Origin of the sequence: Pseudomonas sp. HT11 (genome assembly GCF_044875395.1) — a bacterium.
Lineage (GTDB): Bacteria > Pseudomonadota > Gammaproteobacteria > Pseudomonadales > Pseudomonadaceae > Aquipseudomonas.
In genome coordinates this window covers 6,167,608-6,187,300 of sequence record NZ_CP173217.1, presented here as the reverse complement: position 1 = coordinate 6,187,300, position 19,693 = coordinate 6,167,608, and the positions used below count along the sequence as shown (strand labels likewise).

Here is a 19,693-nt window from a genome sequence, read left to right as displayed (position 1 = left end):
CGCAACGCAGTAATGGATAAAACGGATAGCTAAGTACGTCATTGAGGACGCAGGATGATTCCCAGGTTTTTACTCGCAGTCGCCACGGCGCTGCTGCTGACGGCGTGTGCCAAGGATGCCGCCAAGCCCGAGGCGGCCACTGAAGCCGAAGCGGACACCGCCGCCATCGAACTGCATTTTCACGCCATTGCCGGGCTCAACCCCGGCGCCAACGGCCAGGCCGCTCCGGTTCGCGTACGCATCTTCGAACTGAAAAACGCCGCCACCTTCAGCCGCTCCGATTACTTCGCGCTGGCTGATCGCGCGCAATCCACGCTCGGCCTCGATCTGCTGGACCAGGACGAAGTGATGGTGCAACCCGGCCAGCAACTGAGTATCCAGCGCAACCTCGACCCGTCCACGCGCCAGATCGGCCTGCTGGTGGGCTATCGCGAGTTGGACCGCGCGCAATGGCGCACGGTGCTCACCGTCCCGGCACGCCAATACACCGAATACCAGATCAGCCTCGATGTGCGCGCCGTACGCGCCGACGTCGTGGTTCCCCCATCCAGCCCTGCCCAATAAGAAGCAAACGGAGCTCCCATGTCCTGGAACAATCGCGTGGTCTGGTCGGAAGGCATGTTCATCGGAACGCAGCACTTCCAGCAGCATGACCGTTACCTGGAAAACCTGATTGACGCCCGCAGCCGCCCGTTGTCCGCCGGTGCCTGGGGGTTTTCCGAATTGCTCATCGACCAGGGCCTGCTGGCCCAGGGCAAGCTGGCGATTGTGTCGGCCCGTGGCCTGTTGCCGGATGGCACGCCGTTCAATATTCCCCAGGATGACCTGGCGCCGAGCCCGCTGAATATCGACGACAACCTGCGCGATGGCCTGGTGTACCTGGCCTTGCCGCTCAAGCGTGCTGGCGCGCGTGACACCGTCGATGACGGCGAAGACCTCGGCGCCGCGCGTTACGTGAGCCAGGTGCGTGAAGTGCGTGATGACAACGCCCCGTTCGAAAACCGCGCGCCCGTGGCCGTGGGCTCGCGTGCGTTGCGCCTGCTGACTGCGCAGGATGGCATCAGCGACTACGCCGCCATCGGCCTGGTGCGCATCAAGGAAAAACGCGCCGACCGCGCGCTGGTGCTGGATGACACCTACATCCCGCCTGTGCTGGACGTGGCCGCAAGCAAACCGCTGACGGCCTTTCGCAGCGAATTGCTGGGCCTGCTGCACCAGCGCGGCGAAGCCCTGGCCGGCCGCGTGGTCGCCTCGGGCGCCGGTGGCGCGTCGGAGATTGCCGACTTCATGCTGCTGCAACTGGTCAACCGCGCGCAGCCGCTGCTCCAGCATTTCAGCCAGTTGAGCCCGCTGCACCCGGAGCGTTTTTTCAGCGAACTGGTGAGCCTGGCCGGTGAGTTTTCCACCTTTTCGACGTCAGGCCGTCGCCCCCAGGAATACCCGCAATACCAGCACGATGACCTGTCGCTGAGCTTCACCCCGGTGATGGCAGCGTTGCGTGAGGCGCTGTCGATGCTGATCGACAGCAAAGCCACACCGATCCCGATTGTGGAGAAGGCCTACGGCATTCACGTGGCCATGCTCGCCGACAAAACCCTGCTCGACAGCGCCAGTTTCATCCTGGTGGTGCGCGCCGATGTGCCCGGCGAAACCCTGCGCGCGCGTTTCGGCCAGCAGAGCAAAGTCGGCTCGGTGGAGCACATCCGCGACATGGTCAACCTGCAACTGCCGGGCATCGGCCTGCTGCCGCTGCCGGTGGCGCCACGCCAGATTCCGTACCACGCAGGCAGCACCTATTACGAGCTGGACCGCGGCAGCGAGCACTGGCAACAACTGAATAACTCCGGCGGCTTTGCCTTCCACATCGCCGGGCAATTCCCGGGTTTGAACCTGGCCTTCTGGGCGATCCGAGGATAATCCGCGATGCATCCCAATGATGATGACCGCACCCAGTTCATGCCGCGCCCGGGTGGCCGTGCGCCGGAACCTGCGCGTGCAGAGCCGGCGCCGCTGTCGGTGCCGGCCGCGCCGATCCTGACCGGCAAAAGCCAGGGCCTCAACCCGCTGGAAAGCGCCGCCGGCCCACTGTTGGCGCTGTTGACGCGGCTGCGCAACACCATCGCGCACCCGGCGCCGGCCAGCCTGCGTGCGCAGTTGCTGGGTTACCTGCGCCAGTTCGAAGAGCGCGCCGAAGCCGCTGGCGTGGCGCGCAATGAAGTGCTGCTGGCGCGTTACGCGCTGTGCACCGCACTCGATGAAGCGGTGCTCAGTACGCCGTGGGGCAGCACCAGCGACTGGGGCAAGCAGAGCCTGCTGATCACGGTGCACAACGAAGCCTGGGGCGGTGAAAAAGTCTTCCAGTTGCTCGACCACTGCCTGCAAAGCCCGCGCGAGCGCCTGTACCTGCTGGAGCTGTTGTACCTGTGCATGTGCCTGGGTTTCGAGGGCCGTTACCGCGTGATGAACGACGGTCGCAGCCAGCTTGAAGCCTTGCGTGAACGCACCGCCGCCGCCATTCGCAGTGCGCGTGGCGAGCACGAGCGCGAGCTGTCGCCGCACTGGCGCGGCGTGACCGTGGCGCGTGATCGCCTGGCGCAATTCATGCCGCCGTGGATCGCCGTGGCCATCGGCCTGGCGCTGCTGCTGGCCTTGCTGTTCGGCTTGCGCATGAAACTGGCGTCGGATGCCGAGCCGGTGTTCAAGAACATTCATGCCCTGGGCGAGATCCCGGTGCAGGCCATCGACCGTCCGGTGGCGCAGCCCAAAGTCATCGAGCGGCCGCGCTTGGCCGGTTTCCTGGTGGAAGACATCAAGGCTGGCCGCGTCGCGGTGGAAGACAAGGTCGACCGCTCCGTGGTGACGATTCGCGGCGATGAGCTGTTCGCCTCGGCCAGCTCCAGCATCGTTGATGACTACCAGCCGCTGATGCTGCGCATCGCCGACGCCATCCGCAAGGTCAAGGGACAGGTGCGCGTCACCGGGCACAGCGACAACCGCCCGATTGCCACGCTGCGCTTCCCGTCCAACTGGGCGCTGTCCGAAGCCCGCGCCAAGTCGGTGCTGGAGATCCTGGCAGCCAAGACCGGCCAGGCAGACCGCTTCAGCGCCGAAGGCAGAAGTGACACCGAGCCTGTGGCCACCAACGCCACCGCAGAAGGCCGTGCCCGCAATCGTCGGGTTGAAATCACCGTATTGGCGGAGGGCGTCGAGTGAAGGCGTTTTTCAGTTTCATGATTCGCTGGGTGATTCCCGTGCTGGGCCTGATTGCCCTGAGCCTGATCATCTGGTTTGTGGGGCCGCTGCTCGATCTGCTGGTGCCAGAAGGGCGGCGCTGGGCGCTGATCATTCTGGTGTTTGCGGTGTGGATCGCGTATCGCGTGTTCCGCATTATCCAGGCCCGCCGCCAGGCCGCCGAAGTGATGCGCAGCCTGGCCGCGGAGACCCCGGTCGACCCCAACAGTGTCGCCACCGCCGAAGAACTCAGCACCCTGCGCCAGCGCATGGACGAGGCCCTGGCGCTGCTGAAAAAGGCCAAGCTCGGTGGCGATGAACGCCGCAACCTTTACGAGCTGCCGTGGTACGTGATCATCGGCCCGCCGGGGTCGGGCAAGACCACCGCGCTGGTCAATTCCGGCCTGCATTTTCCACTGGCTGCGCAATTGGGCGCGGGTGCGGTGCGGGGCGTCGGTGGCACGCGCAACTGCGATTGGTGGTTTACCGACCAAGCCGTTTTGCTCGACACCGCGGGCCGCTACACCACCCAGGACAGCAACTCGACGGTGGATAAGGCGGCGTGGCTGGGCTTTCTCGACCTGCTGAAAAAGCAGCGCTCGCGCCGCCCGATTGATGGCGCGTTTATCGCCATCAGCCTCTCGGATCTGCTGCTTGGCACGGACGCCGAACGGGCTGCCCATGCGGCGGCGATTCGCCTGCGTATTCAGGAGCTGTACACCCAGTTGGGCGTGCGTTTCCCGATTTACCTGATGCTGACCAAGCTCGACCTGGTGCCGGGCTTCATGGAGTTCTTCGACAACCTGAGCAAGGAAGAGCGCGCCCAGGTGTGGGGCATGACCTTTGCGCTCGATGACGGCAAGCACAGCGACAGCCCGTTGGCGACGCTGCAAAGCGAGTTCGCCGGCCTTGAGCAGCGCCTCAACGAACGGTTGGTGGAGCGCCTGCAACAGGAGCGCGACCCGGCGCGGCGCGACCTGATCTACGGCTTCCCGCAGCAGTTCGGTGCTTTGAAAGATTGCCTGCAAAGCTTCCTCGAAGGCGTGTTCAAACCCAATGCCTTTGAGGAGCGCGTGCTGCTGCGCGGCGTGTACTTCACCAGCGGCACCCAGGAAGGCAGCCCGATTGATCGCCTGATCGGCGCCATGGCGCAAAGCATGAACCTGGACCGCCAGCACCTGGCGCGCCAGAGCGGCACCGGGCGCAGCTATTTCATCGAAAAACTCTTCACCGCTGTGGCCTTCGCCGAGCGTGGGCTGGTGGGCGTGAACCCCAAAGTCGAGCGTCGACGTAAGTGGATCGCACGCGGCGTGCTGGCAGCCACCGTCGCCTTGGTGGTGGTGGTCAGTGGTTTGTGGTGGGTGAGTTATCGCGCCAACCAGGCGTATATCGCCCAGGTGGATCAGAAGGTCGCGCCGTTGGGCCAGGCTGTACAGAACCTCAGCCCGGCGCAGCGCGAAGTGCTCGCCGTACTGCCGTTGCTTAATGCGGTGAAGAGCCTCGCGGGTGATTCGCCAAGCTGGTCCGAAGGGCTGGGCCTGTACCAGGGCGACATGCTCGAAGCCGAATCTGCCAGCGTCTACCGCAAGCTGTTGATCGCCGTGTTTGCGCCTCGCCTGGTGACGCGCATCGAAGAACAGCTGCACGGTGGCGGCAATTCCGATTTCCTGTACGAAGGCCTCAAGGCCTACCTGATGCTCGCCGATGCCGAGCATTACGACCCGGACTTCATCAAAGCCTGGATCGCTCTCGATTGGGACCGCAACCTGCCGCGCGACCTGCCGGCCGATCAGCGTCAGGCGCTGACCGAGCACTTGCAGGCGTTGTTCGAACGCCACCCGCCAAACGCGCGCCTGGACCCACGGCTGATTGATGACCTGCGGCGCCAACTGCAACAACTGCCGGTGGCCCAGCGCGTCTATGACCGGGTCAAGCGCCAGAAGCTGCCCGACGGCATCCCGGACTTTCGCATCAACGAAGCCGCAGGCCGCGATGCTGCGCTGGTGTTCAGCCGCAAAAGTGGCAAGCCGCTGGGTGAGCCGCTGAGTGGGTTCTTCACCGCCAAGGGGTATCGCCAGGCGTTCTTGCTGAGCAGCCTGAACCAGACCGGCACCCTCGCCGAAGAGCAATGGGTGCTGGGCCGTGAACAGGCTGACCAGCAGAACGTGGTCAGCCTCGCTGCCGACGTACGCCGCTTGTACTTCCAGGACTACCAGCGCCAATGGGACGCCTTGCTCGCCGACATCGACTTCGTGCCGATCACCAGCGTGGCCCAGGCGGCCGATGTACTGCGGGTGATTTCCGGCCCGACCTCGCCACTGAAAAAACTGCTGGTGGCCGTGTCCAAGGAAACCGACCTGCAAGCCGAAGAGCGCCAATTGGCCGCCAAAGGCGTGCCGGTGGAAGGCGGCGTCGACAAGCTCAAGGAGCGCCTCGGCAGCCTGCTCGGCCAGGAACAACCGACCGCCAACGCGCCGCAAACGGCAGACGATCCGGTGACCGCGCACTTTGCCGAGCTCAACAGCATCGTCAGCAAGAATGAAGGCGAACCCGCCGCCATCGACGGCCTATTGGCAGACATGAACGCGCTGTACGTGCAGGTCAGTGCCATGGTCGGCGCCAGTGGCGACGCCTTGCTTGGTGAGGCCAAGAACCAGGCGGCGGCTGCGGCCACGCGGGTCAGCCTGAATGCCGAACGCCAGCCGCCGCTGGTACAGGGCATGGTCAAGTCGGTGGTCAACTCCACTACCAACAGCATGATGGGCGGCGTGCGTAACCAACTGAACGCGGCGTGGGTCAGCGAAGTGGTCAACGTGTACCGCCAGTCGCTGGCCGGGCGTTATCCGATGTCGCCGGGCAGCGCTCGCGACGCCACGCTGGATGACTTCGGCCAGTTCTTCGGCGTGGGCGGGGTGATGGACAACTATTTCCGCAAGTACCTGCAGCCTTACGTGGACACCTCCGCGCAGACCTGGCGCTGGCAGCCGGGCGCCGCGCAAAAGCTCGGGATTGCGCCAGGCGTGTTGCAGACGTTCCAGCGTGCGGCGGCGATTCGTGATGCGTTTTTCCGCGCCGGTGGTACGCAGCCCATTGTGCGTTTCGAACTTAAACCGGTGTCGATGGACCCGACCATCACCCAGTTCCTGCTTGATCTGGATGGCCAGCAATTGAGCTACGACCACGGCCCAAGCCGCCCGGTCGCCATGCAATGGCCGAACCCCGGCAGCATCGGCGTGGTGCGTATTTCGATCATGCCGCCGTCGGCCAGTGGCCGTTCGGGCGTGACCCTGGACGGCCCGTGGGCCTGGTTCCGCTTGCTGGAACAGTCGGACCTCACCGCCGGCAACTCGCCGGACCGTTTCAACCTGCGCCTGCGGGTGGACGGGGCGAGCATCGCCTACGAGCTGCGCGCCAACAGCGCCTTCAACCCGTTCAAGAGCCGCGTACTCAGTGGCTTCAGCCTGCCGGAGCGGTTATGACGACGCTGGGTTTCTACGGCAAGTTGGCCAGCCGCGGTGACTTTGTCAGCCGCGCCTTGCCCCAGAGTTTTATTGGCCCGTGGGACAGCTGGCTGGCGGCAGGTCTGCTGGCCAGCCAGAACAGCCTGGGCGGCGACTGGCTCAATGTGTACCTGGTCAGCCCGTTGTGGCGCTTTGTGCTGGCGCCGGGTGTGTGCGGGCCGGACGCGGCGGCAGGTGTGGTCATGCCGAGCATTGACCGGGTCGGCCGGTATTTTCCGTTGGCGGTGGTGGCGTTGCTCGATCACGACACCAACCCCGCATCCCTGGTGGGCGGGCCGGACACCTGGTTTGAGCAGGCCGAAGAGCTGCTGCTCAGCACACTGGATGCCGGCGCGACCTTTGAAGGCTTCAACGATGGCATCGACAAACTCGGCATCCCGGCCAGTGAGCAACGCGCCGTGGACAGCCGCTTTGCCGGCCTGCAACGCGTTGCCGCCACCGTGCCCCATAGCCGCATGACCGCGCTCGCCGAACAGGCCTGCGAGGGCGCGAGCCTGTGGTGGGGGCGTGGCTCGCAGGTAATTTCCCCAGGTTTATTGCGGTGTCAGGGTTTGCCTGCCGCCGGCGATTTTGCGCAGTTTTTGCTCGGACAAGAAGGTGTGGTGTAGATGGGGGCGACGTTCAAATCCGCGAGCAAAAGCCATGTGGGCATGGTCCGCCAGGTCAATGAAGACGCCTGCCTGGACTTGCCGGAAAACCGTCTGTGGGTGGTGGCCGACGGCATGGGCGGGCACGCGGCGGGCGACTACGTCAGCAGCCTGATCGTCGACAGCCTGCGTGCTGTGCCGGTGGGGCGTTCCCTCGACGAATATTCGGCGGCCCTGCGCAATGACCTGATCCGCATCAACGCAACCGTGCGCGAAGAAACCGCCAACCGTGGCGTGACCATGATGGGCAGCACCGTGGTGGTCCTGGCCGCACGCGGCTTGCGCGGCGTGTGTTTGTGGGCCGGCGACAGCCGCCTGTACCGCTTGCGCGACGGCGTGTTGGAAGGCATTTCCCGCGACCACAGCTACGTGCAGGACCTGCAAGACAGCGGCTTGCTCAGCGAAGCCGATGCCCGTGTGCACCCTCGCGCCAATATCGTCACCCGCGCGATCGGCGTGGAGGCGCAGTTGGAGGTGGCGGTGGTCGACCTGCTGATTGCGCCCGGTGACAGCTACCTGCTGTGCAGCGACGGCCTGAACAAGACCGTCGAGGATCATGAAATCCGCGAAGTGCTGGGCCATGACGCGCCGGATGAAATCGTGCGCAGCCTGGTGCACCTGGGCCTCAACCGGGGCGCGCCGGACAACATCACCGCCATTGTCGTGAAGGTTTCGCCATGAACATCGTGATTCCGGGTTATGACATCGAAGGCGAGATCGGCGAAGGCGCCATGGCCAGCGTGTACCTGGCGACCCAGCGTTCGCTGGAGCGCAAGGTGGCGTTGAAAGTGATGGCGGCGGCGCTGGCGGCGGACCCAAGTTTTTGCGAGCGTTTCCTGCGCGAGGGCAAGACCCTGGCGCGCCTGTCGCACCCGCACACGGTGACCATCCATGACATCGGCAACGTCGGTGAGCTGTATTACATGGCCATGGAATACCTGCCCAACGGCACGCTCAAAGAGCGCATTGCCGCCGGCCTGACACCGGAGCAGGGCGTGACGTTGATCCGCCAGATCGCCTCGGCGCTGGGCTATGCGCATGCCCAGGGCCTGGTGCACCGTGACGTCAAGCCGGCGAACATTCTGTTCCGCGCTGACGGCACGGCCGTGCTGTCGGACTTCGGCATCGCCAAGTCTCTGGATGACCGTACCCAGTTCACTCAAGCCGGGTTTGCCGTGGGCACGCCGAGCTATATGAGCCCGGAGCAGGCGCGGGGCCAGGAGATTGATGGCCGCGCTGACCTCTACGCACTCGGCGTGGTGCTCTATGAAATCCTCGTCGGCGAGTTGCCTTACAGCGGCACCGATGCCCTGTCCACGGCGCTGGCGCACCTGACCGAACCGCTGCCGGAATTGCCGGTGCACCACGGCCGTTATCAGGAGGTGTTGCGCAAGCTGTTGGCCAAGGACCCGGCGGAGCGTTTCCCGGACGCAGCGGCGTTGCTGCGCGCGCTGGACCAACTGCCGGCCGACTCGCCGGAAGCCACGCTGGTGCGGCCGTTGCCGATTCCGCTGAGCTTCGACCTGGCGGGCATGACGCCGGTGTCTATCGACATTCCGACCGACAAACCCCAGCCGCAGCCGGTGCGCCAACCGGTGGTGACGCCGACCCAGCACAGCAACGTGTCCGAGCAGCGCCGTGGGCCGGTGCTGGCCTTGGCTGCAGTCGCAGTGGCTGTCGCGCTTGCCATCGGTGGCGCGAGCTACTGGTGGTTGAGCCGCGGCGATACGCCAGCGGCGCCGCCCGCTGCGGTGGTGCCGAAAACGCCCGCGCCTCCTGAAGTAAAAACGGCTGTGGCCGATGCGGACGGCGGCCAGCGCCCCTTGCTGATGGCGGGCAAGAAGACCCTGTTCCAGCGGGTGCTGAGCAAGCCGGGCGCCAAGCTGTCCCACGATGCCGGTGGTGCTTCCAACGAGGGGCTGCCGGCGTTTTCCGTGCTCTACGTTTACCAGCGCAAAGACGTCGATGGCAGCCCGTGGCTGCGCGTCGGCGCCGCCACCGATGGGCGCAGCGACGGCTGGTTGCCGGCTGCCCAGGTCAGCGACTGGAAGCAAAGCCTGGTGCTCAAATTCACCGAGCGCTCGGGCCGGGCGCCGGTGATGTTCCTGCGCCAATCCAGCGAAGTGGAAAAACTGTTGGCCGACCCTGCGGCCGCCAAAGGCGTTCTGGCCAAGGCGCAGAAGAACAGCGAAGACAATCAACAGGTGTTGGCGCTGGAGCCGACGGCCAGCGCGGTGCCGCAGGACCAGTTCTACCTGCTGCCGATTTTCGACTCCAAAGAGAGCTTCGACGAAAACGGCCAGCCGGTGCAGTTGCTCAATGTGGCCTCTATCGACCCCGGCAGCAGCGCGGCTGCCAAGCCGGCCGCCCGAGCGATCAACACCAGCGTCGACGCCTTCCGCACCGCCGTGGTGCTGGTGGTGGACACGACCGTGTCGATGCAGCCTTACATCGACCAAGTCCGCGACGTGGTGCACGAGCTGCAAACCCGTATCGCCGAGCGCGGTGAGCTGGACAGCGTCAGCTTCGGGCTGGTGGGTTTTCGCAACAGCATCAAGAAAACCCCAGGGCTTGAGTACGTCGCCAAGACGCTGATCAGCCTCGATCAGGGCCGCGACCCGCAGCGCTTTCTCGACATGGCGCGGCAGGTCAAAGCCTCCACCGTGTCCAGCCACTCGTTCAACGAAGACGCGTTTGCCGGGGTGATGCAGGCCGTGGATGGCATGGACTGGTCCGGCTACGGTGGGCGCATCATCCTGCTGGTCACCGACGCTGGCGCACTGCGCAAGAACGATCCGTTTGCCGCCACCCAGATGAACGAAGCCGAGGTGCGCCAGGCCGCGCTGGGCAAGCAGATCAAGATCTACGCCCTGCACCTGCGCACCGACGCCGGCAAGAAAACCCATGCCGGTGCCGAAACCCAGTACCGCGTGCTCACCGCCGACGCCAACCCGCAGATCGGCGACCTCTACACGCCGGTGCCGGGTGGTGATGTGCGCAAGCTGGGTGAACGTGTCGATGAGATCGGCAGCGTGTTCGCCAACCTCGTGCACCAGGTGCGCAGCAACACGCCGCAACCGGTGCCGCTGCTGAGCGCCGCGCCGACCTTGGCCGACAAGTCCGCGGCCGTCGGCTACGCCATGCACATGGATTTCCTCGGCCGCAAAACCGCGAGCCAGGCGCCGCAACTGGTCAGCGCCTGGACCGCCGACCGCGACCTGACCAACCCGGCGCTGCCGGCGTTCCAGGTGTGTGTGATGCTGACCAAATTGCAGCTCAACGACCTGCAGCAGTCGCTGAAACTGATCGTCGATGCGGCGCGCAAGACCCAGACCTCGCCCAAGGATTTCTTCCAGGAAATCGCCAGTGCGTCGGCCTACATGAGCCGCGACCCGCAAGCCCTGCGCAAGGGCGGCAACCTGGCCGACGGCGGCATCCTCGGCGAATACCTGGAAGGCCTGCCGTACCGCAGCAAGTCGCTGAACATGACCCAGGATTTGTGGTTGTCGTTGAGCGTGGCCGAGCAGGAAGACTTTATCGACGAGCTGGATTCGAAAATCCGCCTCTACGAAACCTTTCACAATGACGTGGCCAACTGGGTCCGTTTCGGCGATGCCGAGCCGGGCGATGCGTTGTACCGCGTGCCCTTGTCGACGCTGCCGTGATGCTGAACCTGAGCGCAGTGCACAAAAGCCGCGGCGTCGGCAGCCAGCGCTACAGCCTGGTGATTCCGGCGCTGGCGCTGCGCGCGGGTGAGCAGTTGGCAATCGTCGGGCCGAGCGGCTGTGGCAAAAGCACCTTGCTCGACGTGCTGGCGCTGGTGTTGGCGCCGGATCAGGTTGGCCGGTTTGAATTTGATCAGGTCGATGTCGGCGCTCTGTGGCGCGCCGATCAGCAGTCGACGTTGGCCGCGCTGCGCAGCACGCACTTGGGCTATGTGCTGCAAACCGGTGGCCTGCTGAGTTTTCTCGATGTGCGCAGCAATATCGCCTTGTCCCGGCAACTGCTGGGTCTCAAGGACGACGGCAGCGTCGCGCGTTTGGCCGAGCAGTTGGAGATCAGCGATCAGTTGGGCAAGAAACCGGCTGCGCTGTCGGTGGGCCAACGCCAACGCGTGAGCTGCGCCCGTGCACTGGCCCACGCGCCGCAACTGGTGCTGGCGGATGAGCCGACGGCGTCGCTTGACCCGCTGAACGCCGAACGCGTGATGCAGGCGCTGCTGGCCCAGGCCCGCGAGCATCGCGCGGCGTGCGTGATCGCCACCCATGACGAGCCGCTGGCCCGCGCCAGCGGTTTGCAGGTGCGGCGCATCAGTTGCCGCCGTGACACCGACGGCGGCGTCACGGCCACCCTCGGGGAGGCGTGCTGATGCGCATCGGTCTGGTGGCGTCCCTGGCCTGGCAGGATTACCGCAACGACGCCTGGCTGTCGGCTTGTTCGGTGCTGGCATTGGTAGCCGTGATCGCGCCGTTGCTGGTGTTATTCGGCCTGAAATTTGGACTGGTTAGCAGTTTGACCGAACGCCTGGAGACCGACCCCGCAACCCGTGAAATTATTCCGTTGGGCGGCGGTCGATTCAACGCAGCGTTTATCGAGCAACTTGCCCAGCGTCGCGATGTGGCCTTCGCCGTGCCGCGTACCCGCCAGATTGCGGCGACCGCGCAGGTGGGCACGCTGACCCTGGAAATGCTGCCGACTGCACCGGGTGATCCGCTGCTCGTGGGGTTGCCGATGCCTCGGGGCCTGGACCAGATCGTGCTGAGCCACACCGCTGCAGAAAAACTCGCGGCGCGGCCTGGCGATTGGCTGGAGACCAGCTTTGCGCGGCAAGTGGCAGGGCGCGTCGAAGCCCAGCGCACGCGGTTGCAGGTGCTGGCGGTGCTGCCGCTGGAAGCGTTCGCGCGGGACGGTTTGTTTGCCGATTTGCGCCTGCTGGAAGCGGCGGAAGATTACCGCGACGGCCGCGCGGTGCCGGCGTTGAGTTGGGACGGGGACGCGGTGGGCGTGACTGAACAGCGGGTTTATCCGGCGTTTCGTCTGTATGCCCGCAACCTCGCCGATGTGGAGCGGTTGCGGGTGTTTTTCGCCGGGCAGAACCTGTTGGTGTCGACCCAGGCGAACGCCATCGCCCAGGTGCAGTCGTTGAGCCGCAACCTGTCGATCGTGTTCTGGATCATCGCCGGGTTGGCCTTGGCGGGCGCATTTGCGGCGATCTTCGCCGGCGTGTTGGCCGCCGTGGCGCGCAAGCGTCGGGAATTGTCGGTGCTGCGCCTGCTGGGGTTTTCCACTGCTGGGCTGTTGCTGTTTGTGTTGCTGCAGGCGCTGTACAGCGCAGGGTTTGCCGCCGTGCTCAGTGCCGGGTTGTATGGCCTGGCCGAGGCGGGTTTGAACAAATTATTCGTGCAGGTGCCGGGCGAATACGCCTGTCACCTGTTGGCGCCTCATTACGCCCTGGCCCTGGCTGCAGTCCTCGGCGTCAGCGCCGTGGCGGCGGGTTGTGGCGGTTGGCGAGTGGCGCGTATCCAGGCTTCTGAAGGAATCAGAGATGTATAAGTTACTGGGCGCCGCGATGGCGCTGAGCTTGGCTTCAATGGCGTGGGCGGATGAGGCGAGTGACAAACTCGACAACCCCAAACCGTTGCCCGATGACGTGAGTCTGCCGCTGCCGTGCGAAGGCAACATGGTGTTCCGCTACGCCTATGTGCTGGCCCAGGGCACCCTGGATGACCGCGAGATCAGCCTCGGTTACCCCTTTGCCGAGGGTGAGGCGGGTTATCAGCAGTCGTTTATCTCCGGCTACCGACGCGACTTTATCAACGGCCAGTTCACGCTCAAGGATTTGCCCAAGGACTGGAACGCAGTCATTGCGCCCTTGATGCCGAAGACCGACGCCAAAACCCCGCTCAAGCCGATGCTGTACTTCATCGGCAAGTACGAAGTCACCGCGCGTCAGTATGCCCAAGTGATGTCCCAGGCACAGTCGCTCGCCAGTGGCGAGCCGGCGCCAGCGTGCGATGCGCCGACCGGCATGGCTGCACGCTTGCCCAAGGTGAAACTCTCGCGCTTTGAAGCCGAGCGCTTCTCGGCGGTGTACAGCGCCTGGTTGATGAAATACCACCGCGACTTGCTGCCGGTCAGTGGTCGTGGGTCTTCGGCCGAAGACGGTGGCCTCGGTTTTGTGCGCTTGCCCACCGAAGTGGAATGGGAATTCGCCGCGCGCGGTGGCCAGGCAGTGAGCCGTCAGGACCTCGAAGGGCGGCTGTTTCCGCGCCGTGTCGAAGGCAGCGAAAGCGACGGGCCGCTGGGTGATTACGCGGTGTTCAATCAAGTCGCCGGTGGTACAGGCCAGGCGGCACGCCTGATGCCCATCGGCACCAAATTGCCCAACCCGATTGGCATGTTCGATGTGATCGGCAATGCGGCGGAAATGGTCCAGGAATCGTTCCAACTGGTGCACGCCGGGCGCCGTCAGGGCACCTACGGCGGCTTTGTGGTCAAGGGCGGCAACTACCTGGAAGGCGAGGGCACGCTGTTCACTGGCATGCGCCGCGAATACCCGCTGTTCGCCGCCGACGGCACCGAGCAGAGCAACGAGACCACCGGTTTTCGCGTGGCGATTGGGGCGTTGTCCGCGCCGCGTTCGCGCTACAAGGAGCTGTTCGCGCAGTGGCAGAAAGAAGGCCGTCTGGCCTCGCTGACCGACGCCATCGACGACGCCCAGGACCCGACCAAGCGCCTGGACAGCATCATCGCCGCCAGCGTCGATCCCAAGCTGCAAGCCGAACTGGGCCTGGTCAACGAAGAACTCAAGCGCAACGTCTCGCTGATCGCCCAGCAACGCGAAGAGGCGGCAGGCAACCTTATTCAATCGGCCGCGCTGGTGGCCGAGACCATCAGCAACTACAACATCCGCCTGATGAACTTGCAGAAGAGTCGTCAGCAGGCTCTGGACAACAAGGACGCGGCCAGCGCGCAGCTGTTTGCCACGGCCATCGACAATGGCCGCAGCGCGCTCGACGGCGCGGTGGCGATCTACATCGACAACCTGGCCACCGGCACGCGCTACACCGACGCGGTGATCCAGGCGCAGTTTCAACGAATCAAGGAAGAGTTGGATCGCAAGCCAGTGCTCGGCAAGAGCCTGGTGACGCGCGCGACACTGTTCGTTCGCCATGTCGGCAACTACCGCAAACAACAGCGGGCCGACCCGGCAACGATTTTGAAGGAATTGCTCGCAGCGAGCGGTCAGCGGTCTTGATCGCTGGTTGTATGGCGAGCTTGGAAGGGACTCAGGCGGCGGTGGGCCGTGCTGGGCAAGTCAAACTTAACAGAGAACACACCTATGCTTTTTTCCCGTAAGGCGGTTTCCAAGCGTCACTTGCTGCTGATCGCGGCTGGTTTCAGCACCGTGTTGACTGGCTGCGCCACGTCGCCGGCGTCCAAGGTCGCGTCGAGCACCAAGGTCGAGTACTACCCGAACTGCTACGAGCCAGTGCAGCACCTGCGCGCGACCGACTCGGACATGACCAAGTCGGTTGTTACCGGTGCGGCCATCGGCGCTGCCGGCGGTGCTCTGCTGGGCGCGCTGACCGGCGACTCCGACAAGCGCGGCCGTAACGCCGCCATCGGTGCCGCGGGCGGCGCCCTGGCGGGTGGCGCGGCGGGTTACTACACCGAGCGTCAGAAGCAGATCAGCGATGACAACCAGCGCATTGCGTCCTACGCGGCTGACGTCAACAAAAGCGCGTCGGACATCGACCGCAGCACCGCATACGCCAAGGCGTCCCAGCAGTGCTACCAGAGCGCATTCACCAAGCTGGTGGCTGATCGTAAAGCCAAGACCGTCAACGACACCGAAGGCCGCAAGCGCCTGGCGGAAATCGTTTCCGGCCTCAAGGAGTCCAATGACCTGATCGTCGCGGTCAACGGCAAAGCCAGCGAAGACCTGAACAACTACACCCAGGCGTACGAGCAAGACCTGCAACAAGTGGGCGTGCAGCGTGCCGACGTAGTGACCGTGGCCACCGCTGATACCACGCCGGTGGTGACGCCGGCCAAAGGCAAAAAAGCCGTCAAGCCGGCGAAAAAGGCAGCGCTGCCGACCGTGCCGAAAGAAGCGGTCGCCACCGAAAAAACCATCCAGACCGCGCAGACCAAGCAAGCTGAAAGCAAGCAGGTCGCCAGCGCCGGTAAAGCGCAGATCGAAGGCACTTGCCGCGATCCAAACCTGGCCGACTGGGCGCCGGTGCCTTGCCCTAACGTTTAAGTAACATGTTGCTATAAGCGTTAAACGCCAGCCGATCTCCCGCTAAAGCGCGAGATCGGTGGCGTTCCTCCAACAAATCGTTACACTGCTTCGGCCACTTAATAATGATACCGAGGCCGTGTGCATGAAATTTCGTCTTCTGCTGTGGGTGCTTGGCCTGATGATGGGCAAAGCCAGCCGCACCAATCCTGCTTTCCAGCAACAGCTGGGTGACAAAGACCTGGCGTTCCAGTTGCAGACCCTCGACGGCAAAGTTGCCCGTCACTTCATCGTTAAAGACCAGCGCATCACCAGCCGCTCAGGGGTTCACCCGCAGCCTGCGTTTGCTATCGCCTTCAAAGATGCCGCCTACGGCTTCGCCACGATGCAGGCGAAGAACAAGCAACTGGCGTTCATGACGGGGATTCAGGACAAGTCGATCCAGATCAAGGGCAACCCGGCGATAGCGGTTTTTCAGGCGAAGCAGTTAACCCTGGCTGAACTGCGATGCCAGCTCACGCAACAGCACCTCGGCATCCAGTACTTTGCCGACCACTTCCTCAGCCTTGTCACGGCTCAAGCCCAAACGCTCAAGCAGCGCATCCGGAATCGCCTCATCCGGCCCGGAGCCAATGCCACGGCTGCGCAACAAGCGCACCGCCAGGCACACCAGGTTCGGGTATTCGGCATATTGCCCGTCGTAGGTCGGGTCGTGCTGGAAGCGCAGGGCGGTGGACAGTTCGTCTGGCATGCCCCAGTAGCGCATCAGCCAGGCACCGATCTGCTCGCGGCTGATGCCCAGCAAGTGTTGCTCGACATAGCTGTGGCACAGGTGCGGGTTGACCTCCAGGTGACGGCAGATCAGCGAGAAGTGCGGCGGAAACACGTGGGCCAGCAGCAGATAACCGAAGTTATGCAGCAGGCCAGCCAGGTAGGTCAGGCCGGCTTCCGGGCGCTGGGCGCGTGGCATGGCGCGGGTCAGGCCTTCGATCACGGCGGCGGTGTAGATCGACTGGTGCCAGTACGGCGTGGACTGATGCGGGTGGTCTTTGGGCAGGCTCAAGGTTTTACCCAGGGCCAGGCCCAACGCCAGGTTGATCACCAGATCAAAGCCCAGCACGCGCACGATGGCGTCTTCAACTGAACGAATTTTGCCTGGCGAGGCGTAGTACGGCGACGCGGCCCAGCTCACCACTTGGGCGGCCAGGGCCGGGTCGGTTTCCACTACGCCAGTGATGTCATCGATGGTGGCGTTGGGGTCGACGCGCAGCTTGATGATCTTCTGCGCGGTATCGGCCAGCGGTGGAATCTCGATGGTCGCTTCCAGGCGTTGCTGGATGCGGCGGGCGGTGAACGCCTGCATCGCCTGAGTGATTTCCTCGCGGTCATCATTGGGGCGGTCGAGGTTTGGGCGAATGTTGCTCAACGGCTCGCCGAACTGCCCGGCGCTGGCTTTGGTGAGCATGGTCTTGAAGTCGGTGCTGGCGATTTCCAGCAACAGCCCGGCTTCGCCTGAATGCACCAGCAGGCTCGGTTCGCTCAGCAGGCTGCCTTCGTACAGGCAGGGCGAACTGGTCAGGGCCGGCAGGCCTGGCAGCAGGCTCAACTCATGCTTGGCCAACATGCGCTCGATGCGATCCGGCGACACCGCGGTAAGGCGGCGGCCGGTGAGTTCGGCGAGTCGGTTGAGGTCGAGCAACTGGCTCTGCGGGAACAGCACCATGAGGGCGCCAACGGCATCTTCCAGCAAGACCGCCTGGACCTTTTGCGCGGGATTCAGGCCAGCCTGTTCGGCGACTTCCGTATAAGGAATGGCGAGCTTTGCGAGCAGAGCCCGAATGACCGGCGGGGCGGTCAGTGGGGCTGTGGCGAGGGCTACTTCTGACATGGCCTGATCCAATTTCTTACAGTCACCGAAGTATAACCAGCTTGATACAACTGTTGGTTGGATAAGTGAGTCAGGCGTCACACTTGGCCGTATTGCTGCCCATGCCGTAGCCAGCGATCGAGCAACGGGCTGACGTGATCCGGCCAGCGTTCGAGCAGCGCTTGCGCCGCATCACGCACGGCGGGCAACAGGTCAGCGTCGCGCATCAGGTCGGCGACCTTGAATTGCAGCAGGCCGGTCTGGCGGGTGCCAAGCATTTCACCGGGGCCGCGCAGCTCGAGGTCTTTTTCGGCGATGACAAAGCCGTCGTTGGTTTCGCGCATGATGCCCAGGCGCTGACGACCGATCTGTGACAGCGGCGGATGGTAGAGCAGCACGCAATGGCTGGCAGCGCTGCCCCGGCCGACGCGGCCGCGTAATTGGTGCAATTGGGCCAGGCCCAGGCGCTCGGGGTTTTCGATGATCATCAAGCTGGCGTTGGGCACGTCCACACCCACTTCGATCACCGTGGTGGCCACCAGCAATTGCAGGTTGCCCGCTTTGAACTCGGCCATCACCGCAGCTTTTTCCGCAGGCTTCATGCGGCCGTGGATCAGCCCGACCTTGAGTTCGCCCAGGGCACTGGTGAGGTCTTCATAGGTGGTTTCGGCGGCCTGGCACGTCAGCTCCTCGGACTCTTCGATCAGCGTGCACACCCAGTACGCCTGACGGCCTTCGGCGCAGGCACCGCGCACGCGCTCGATCACTTCCACGCGGCGGGTGTCGGTGACCAGCACGGTGTTGACCGGGGTACGGCCGGGCGGCAGTTCGTCGAGGATCGAGGTGTCGAGGTCGGCGTAGGCGCTCATGGCCAGGGTGCGTGGGATCGGTGTTGCGGTCATGATCAACTGGTGCGGACTCATGCGCCCGCCCACGCCTTTTTGGCGCAGGGCCAGGCGCTGCTGCACGCCGAAGCGGTGCTGTTCGTCGATGATCACCAGCGCAAGGTTTTTGAACTTCACTTCGTCCTGGAACAGCGCATGGGTACCCACCACCATCGGTGCGCCATTGGCGATCTGTTCCAGCGCCGCCGCGCGCACTTTGCCCTTGAGTTTGCCGGCCAGCCACGCCACTTCCAGGCCCAGCGGCTCGAGCCAGCGCTTGAAGGTTATGAAGTGCTGCTCGGCGAGAATCTCGGTGGGCGCCATCAGCGCCACTTGGTAACCAGCTTCCAGTGCCTGCAAGGCGGCGAGGGCGGCGACCACGGTCTTGCCAGCGCCCACGTCACCCTGGATCAGGCGCAGCATCGGTTCTTTCTGACTGAGGTCGTAGGCGATTTCATTGCCAACCCGTTGCTGGGCCCCGGTTGGCGCGAAGCCCAGGTTCGCCAGGTATTGCGCAGGCAAGCGCGTGGCCTTGGGCATCGCTGGCGCGCGCAGGGAGCGCATGCTTTCGCGCAGGCGCTGCTGGGACAGCTGGTGAGTCAGCAGCTCTTCAAAGGCCAGGCGATGTTGCGCCCAGTGATGACCCAGGGCCAGCTCGTCGACATCGGCATCGGCGGGCGGGTGGTGCAGATAGCGGATGGCATCGTCCAGCGGCGCCAGTTGGTAATCGCGGGCCAGTTCCACCGGCAGCCAGTCAGGCAGGCTTTTGGGGCCGAGCATGGTCAGGGTCTGCATGCACAGTTGGCGCAGGCGTTGTTGGGTCAGGCCTTCGGTCAGCGGGTAGATCGGCGTGAGGGTGGTATCCACCGGCGGCGGTTCGTCGCCGGTAATGGCGCGGTATTCGGGGTGGTAAATTTCCAGGCCCGACGCGCCAGGCCGTGCCTCGCCGTAGCAACGCACGCGGGTACCGCGCTTGAGGCCTTCCTTCTGGGCGTTGCTGAAATGGTAGAAGCGCAGGCTGAGGCCACCAGTACCGTCCTGCAGGCGTACGACCAGGCTGCGGCGCTTGCCCATCACCACATCCGCGCCACTGACGGTGCCTTCGACCACCGCGTCCTGCCCTGGGCGCAAATGGCCGATAGGCACGACGCGCGTGCGGTCCTGATAACGCAGGGGCAAGTGGAACAGCACGTCCTGGAGGTTCTCCAGGCCGACCTTGGCCAATTTCTCGGCCATGGCTTCACCGACACCCTTGAGTGCGGTGACCGACACGTGCGACAGCTCAGTCATACCCAGGC

The 19,693-nt window shown here is 64.4% G+C and carries 13 protein-coding genes and 1 pseudogene; 12 read left to right on the top strand and 2 right to left on the bottom strand.

Features of this window, described 5'->3' with window-relative positions; genetic code table 11:
• Positions 1-54: 54 nt before the first annotated feature.
• The 12 genes and pseudogenes from tssJ to ABWL43_RS28600 all read left to right on the top strand — a co-directional run.
• Positions 55-564, top strand: a complete 510-nt coding sequence (tssJ, locus tag ABWL43_RS28655) for a type VI secretion system lipoprotein TssJ (protein ID WP_404485980.1) — start codon at positions 55-57, stop codon at positions 562-564.
• Between the two features lie 18 nt (positions 565-582).
• Positions 583-1,917 (top strand): type VI secretion system baseplate subunit TssK, encoded by a 1,335-nt coding sequence (tssK, locus tag ABWL43_RS28650; protein ID WP_404485978.1) that lies wholly within the window; start codon positions 583-585, stop codon positions 1,915-1,917.
• A gap of 6 nt (positions 1,918-1,923) precedes the next feature.
• Complete coding sequence (locus tag ABWL43_RS28645; RefSeq protein WP_145158185.1) at positions 1,924-3,213, top strand: DotU family type VI secretion system protein; 1,290 nt, start codon at positions 1,924-1,926, stop codon at positions 3,211-3,213.
• Entirely contained in the window at positions 3,210-6,710 is a 3,501-nt protein-coding gene (gene tssM / locus ABWL43_RS28640) for a type VI secretion system membrane subunit TssM (RefSeq protein WP_404485976.1), read from the top strand. The genes ABWL43_RS28645 and tssM overlap by 4 nt, the downstream gene beginning before the upstream one ends.
• On the top strand, positions 6,707-7,360 hold the full coding sequence (gene tagF / locus ABWL43_RS28635) for a type VI secretion system-associated protein TagF (protein ID WP_262207243.1): 654 nt from the start codon (positions 6,707-6,709) through the stop codon (positions 7,358-7,360). Before tssM ends, tagF begins: the two co-directional genes overlap by 4 nt.
• Entirely contained in the window at positions 7,361-8,080 is a 720-nt protein-coding gene (locus ABWL43_RS28630; protein ID WP_106575876.1) for a PP2C family serine/threonine-protein phosphatase, read from the top strand.
• A complete protein-coding gene (locus ABWL43_RS28625) occupies positions 8,077-11,064 on the top strand; it encodes a serine/threonine-protein kinase (RefSeq protein WP_404485973.1) in 2,988 nt (995 codons plus the stop codon). Before ABWL43_RS28630 ends, ABWL43_RS28625 begins: the two co-directional genes overlap by 4 nt.
• The gene (locus ABWL43_RS28620) at positions 11,064-11,768 is read left to right on the top strand and encodes an ABC transporter ATP-binding protein (RefSeq protein ID WP_404485971.1); all 705 of its coding nucleotides are present in this window, start codon (positions 11,064-11,066) and stop codon (positions 11,766-11,768) included. The genes ABWL43_RS28625 and ABWL43_RS28620 overlap by 1 nt, the downstream gene beginning before the upstream one ends.
• Positions 11,768-12,952 (top strand): ABC transporter permease, encoded by a 1,185-nt coding sequence (locus tag ABWL43_RS28615; protein WP_404485968.1) that lies wholly within the window; start codon positions 11,768-11,770, stop codon positions 12,950-12,952. Before ABWL43_RS28620 ends, ABWL43_RS28615 begins: the two co-directional genes overlap by 1 nt.
• On the top strand, positions 12,945-14,657 hold the full coding sequence (locus tag ABWL43_RS28610) for an SUMF1/EgtB/PvdO family nonheme iron enzyme (RefSeq protein WP_242199564.1): 1,713 nt from the start codon (positions 12,945-12,947) through the stop codon (positions 14,655-14,657). The genes ABWL43_RS28615 and ABWL43_RS28610 overlap by 8 nt, the downstream gene beginning before the upstream one ends.
• A gap of 84 nt (positions 14,658-14,741) precedes the next feature.
• Positions 14,742-15,665: a type VI secretion system-associated lipoprotein TagQ gene (gene tagQ / locus ABWL43_RS28605; RefSeq protein WP_106575871.1), complete on the top strand. Its 924-nt coding sequence runs from the start codon at positions 14,742-14,744 to the stop codon at positions 15,663-15,665.
• Positions 15,666-15,789: 124 nt separating this feature from the next.
• Positions 15,790-16,119 (top strand): annotated as a pseudogene (locus ABWL43_RS28600) (helicase); the annotation flags it as partial.
• Positions 16,120-16,131: 12 nt separating this feature from the next.
• On the opposite strand, the gene ABWL43_RS28595 reads toward ABWL43_RS28600, so the two are convergent.
• Together ABWL43_RS28595 and recG are read right to left on the bottom strand one after the other, a co-directional pair.
• A complete protein-coding gene (locus ABWL43_RS28595) occupies positions 16,132-17,532 on the bottom strand; it encodes an HDOD domain-containing protein (protein WP_404485965.1) in 1,401 nt (466 codons plus the stop codon).
• Positions 17,533-17,609: 77 nt separating this feature from the next.
• A complete protein-coding gene (gene recG / locus ABWL43_RS28590) occupies positions 17,610-19,685 on the bottom strand; it encodes an ATP-dependent DNA helicase RecG (RefSeq protein WP_119737210.1) in 2,076 nt (691 codons plus the stop codon).
• Positions 19,686-19,693 lie beyond the last annotated feature (8 nt).

Excerpts from the sequence above, each read along its gene's own strand:
- tssK (WP_404485978.1), top strand. The coding sequence starts at position 583 with ATGTCCTGGAACAATCGCGTGGTCTGGTCGGAAGGCATGTTCATCGGA.
- ABWL43_RS28630 (WP_106575876.1), top strand. The coding sequence starts at position 7,361 with ATGGGGGCGACGTTCAAATCCGCGAGCAAAAGCCATGTGGGCATGGTC.
- ABWL43_RS28620 (WP_404485971.1), top strand. The coding sequence starts at position 11,064 with ATGCTGAACCTGAGCGCAGTGCACAAAAGCCGCGGCGTCGGCAGCCAG.
- tagF (WP_262207243.1), top strand. The coding sequence starts at position 6,707 with ATGACGACGCTGGGTTTCTACGGCAAGTTGGCCAGCCGCGGTGACTTT.
- recG (WP_119737210.1), bottom strand. The coding sequence starts at position 19,685 with ATGACTGAGCTGTCGCACGTGTCGGTCACCGCACTCAAGGGTGTCGGT.
- tssJ (WP_404485980.1), top strand. The coding sequence starts at position 55 with ATGATTCCCAGGTTTTTACTCGCAGTCGCCACGGCGCTGCTGCTGACG.
- ABWL43_RS28645 (WP_145158185.1), top strand. The coding sequence starts at position 1,924 with ATGCATCCCAATGATGATGACCGCACCCAGTTCATGCCGCGCCCGGGT.
- ABWL43_RS28610 (WP_242199564.1), top strand. The coding sequence starts at position 12,945 with ATGTATAAGTTACTGGGCGCCGCGATGGCGCTGAGCTTGGCTTCAATG.
- ABWL43_RS28595 (WP_404485965.1), bottom strand. The coding sequence starts at position 17,532 with ATGTCAGAAGTAGCCCTCGCCACAGCCCCACTGACCGCCCCGCCGGTC.
- ABWL43_RS28615 (WP_404485968.1), top strand. The coding sequence starts at position 11,768 with ATGCGCATCGGTCTGGTGGCGTCCCTGGCCTGGCAGGATTACCGCAAC.
- tagQ (WP_106575871.1), top strand. The coding sequence starts at position 14,742 with ATGCTTTTTTCCCGTAAGGCGGTTTCCAAGCGTCACTTGCTGCTGATC.
- ABWL43_RS28625 (WP_404485973.1), top strand. The coding sequence starts at position 8,077 with ATGAACATCGTGATTCCGGGTTATGACATCGAAGGCGAGATCGGCGAA.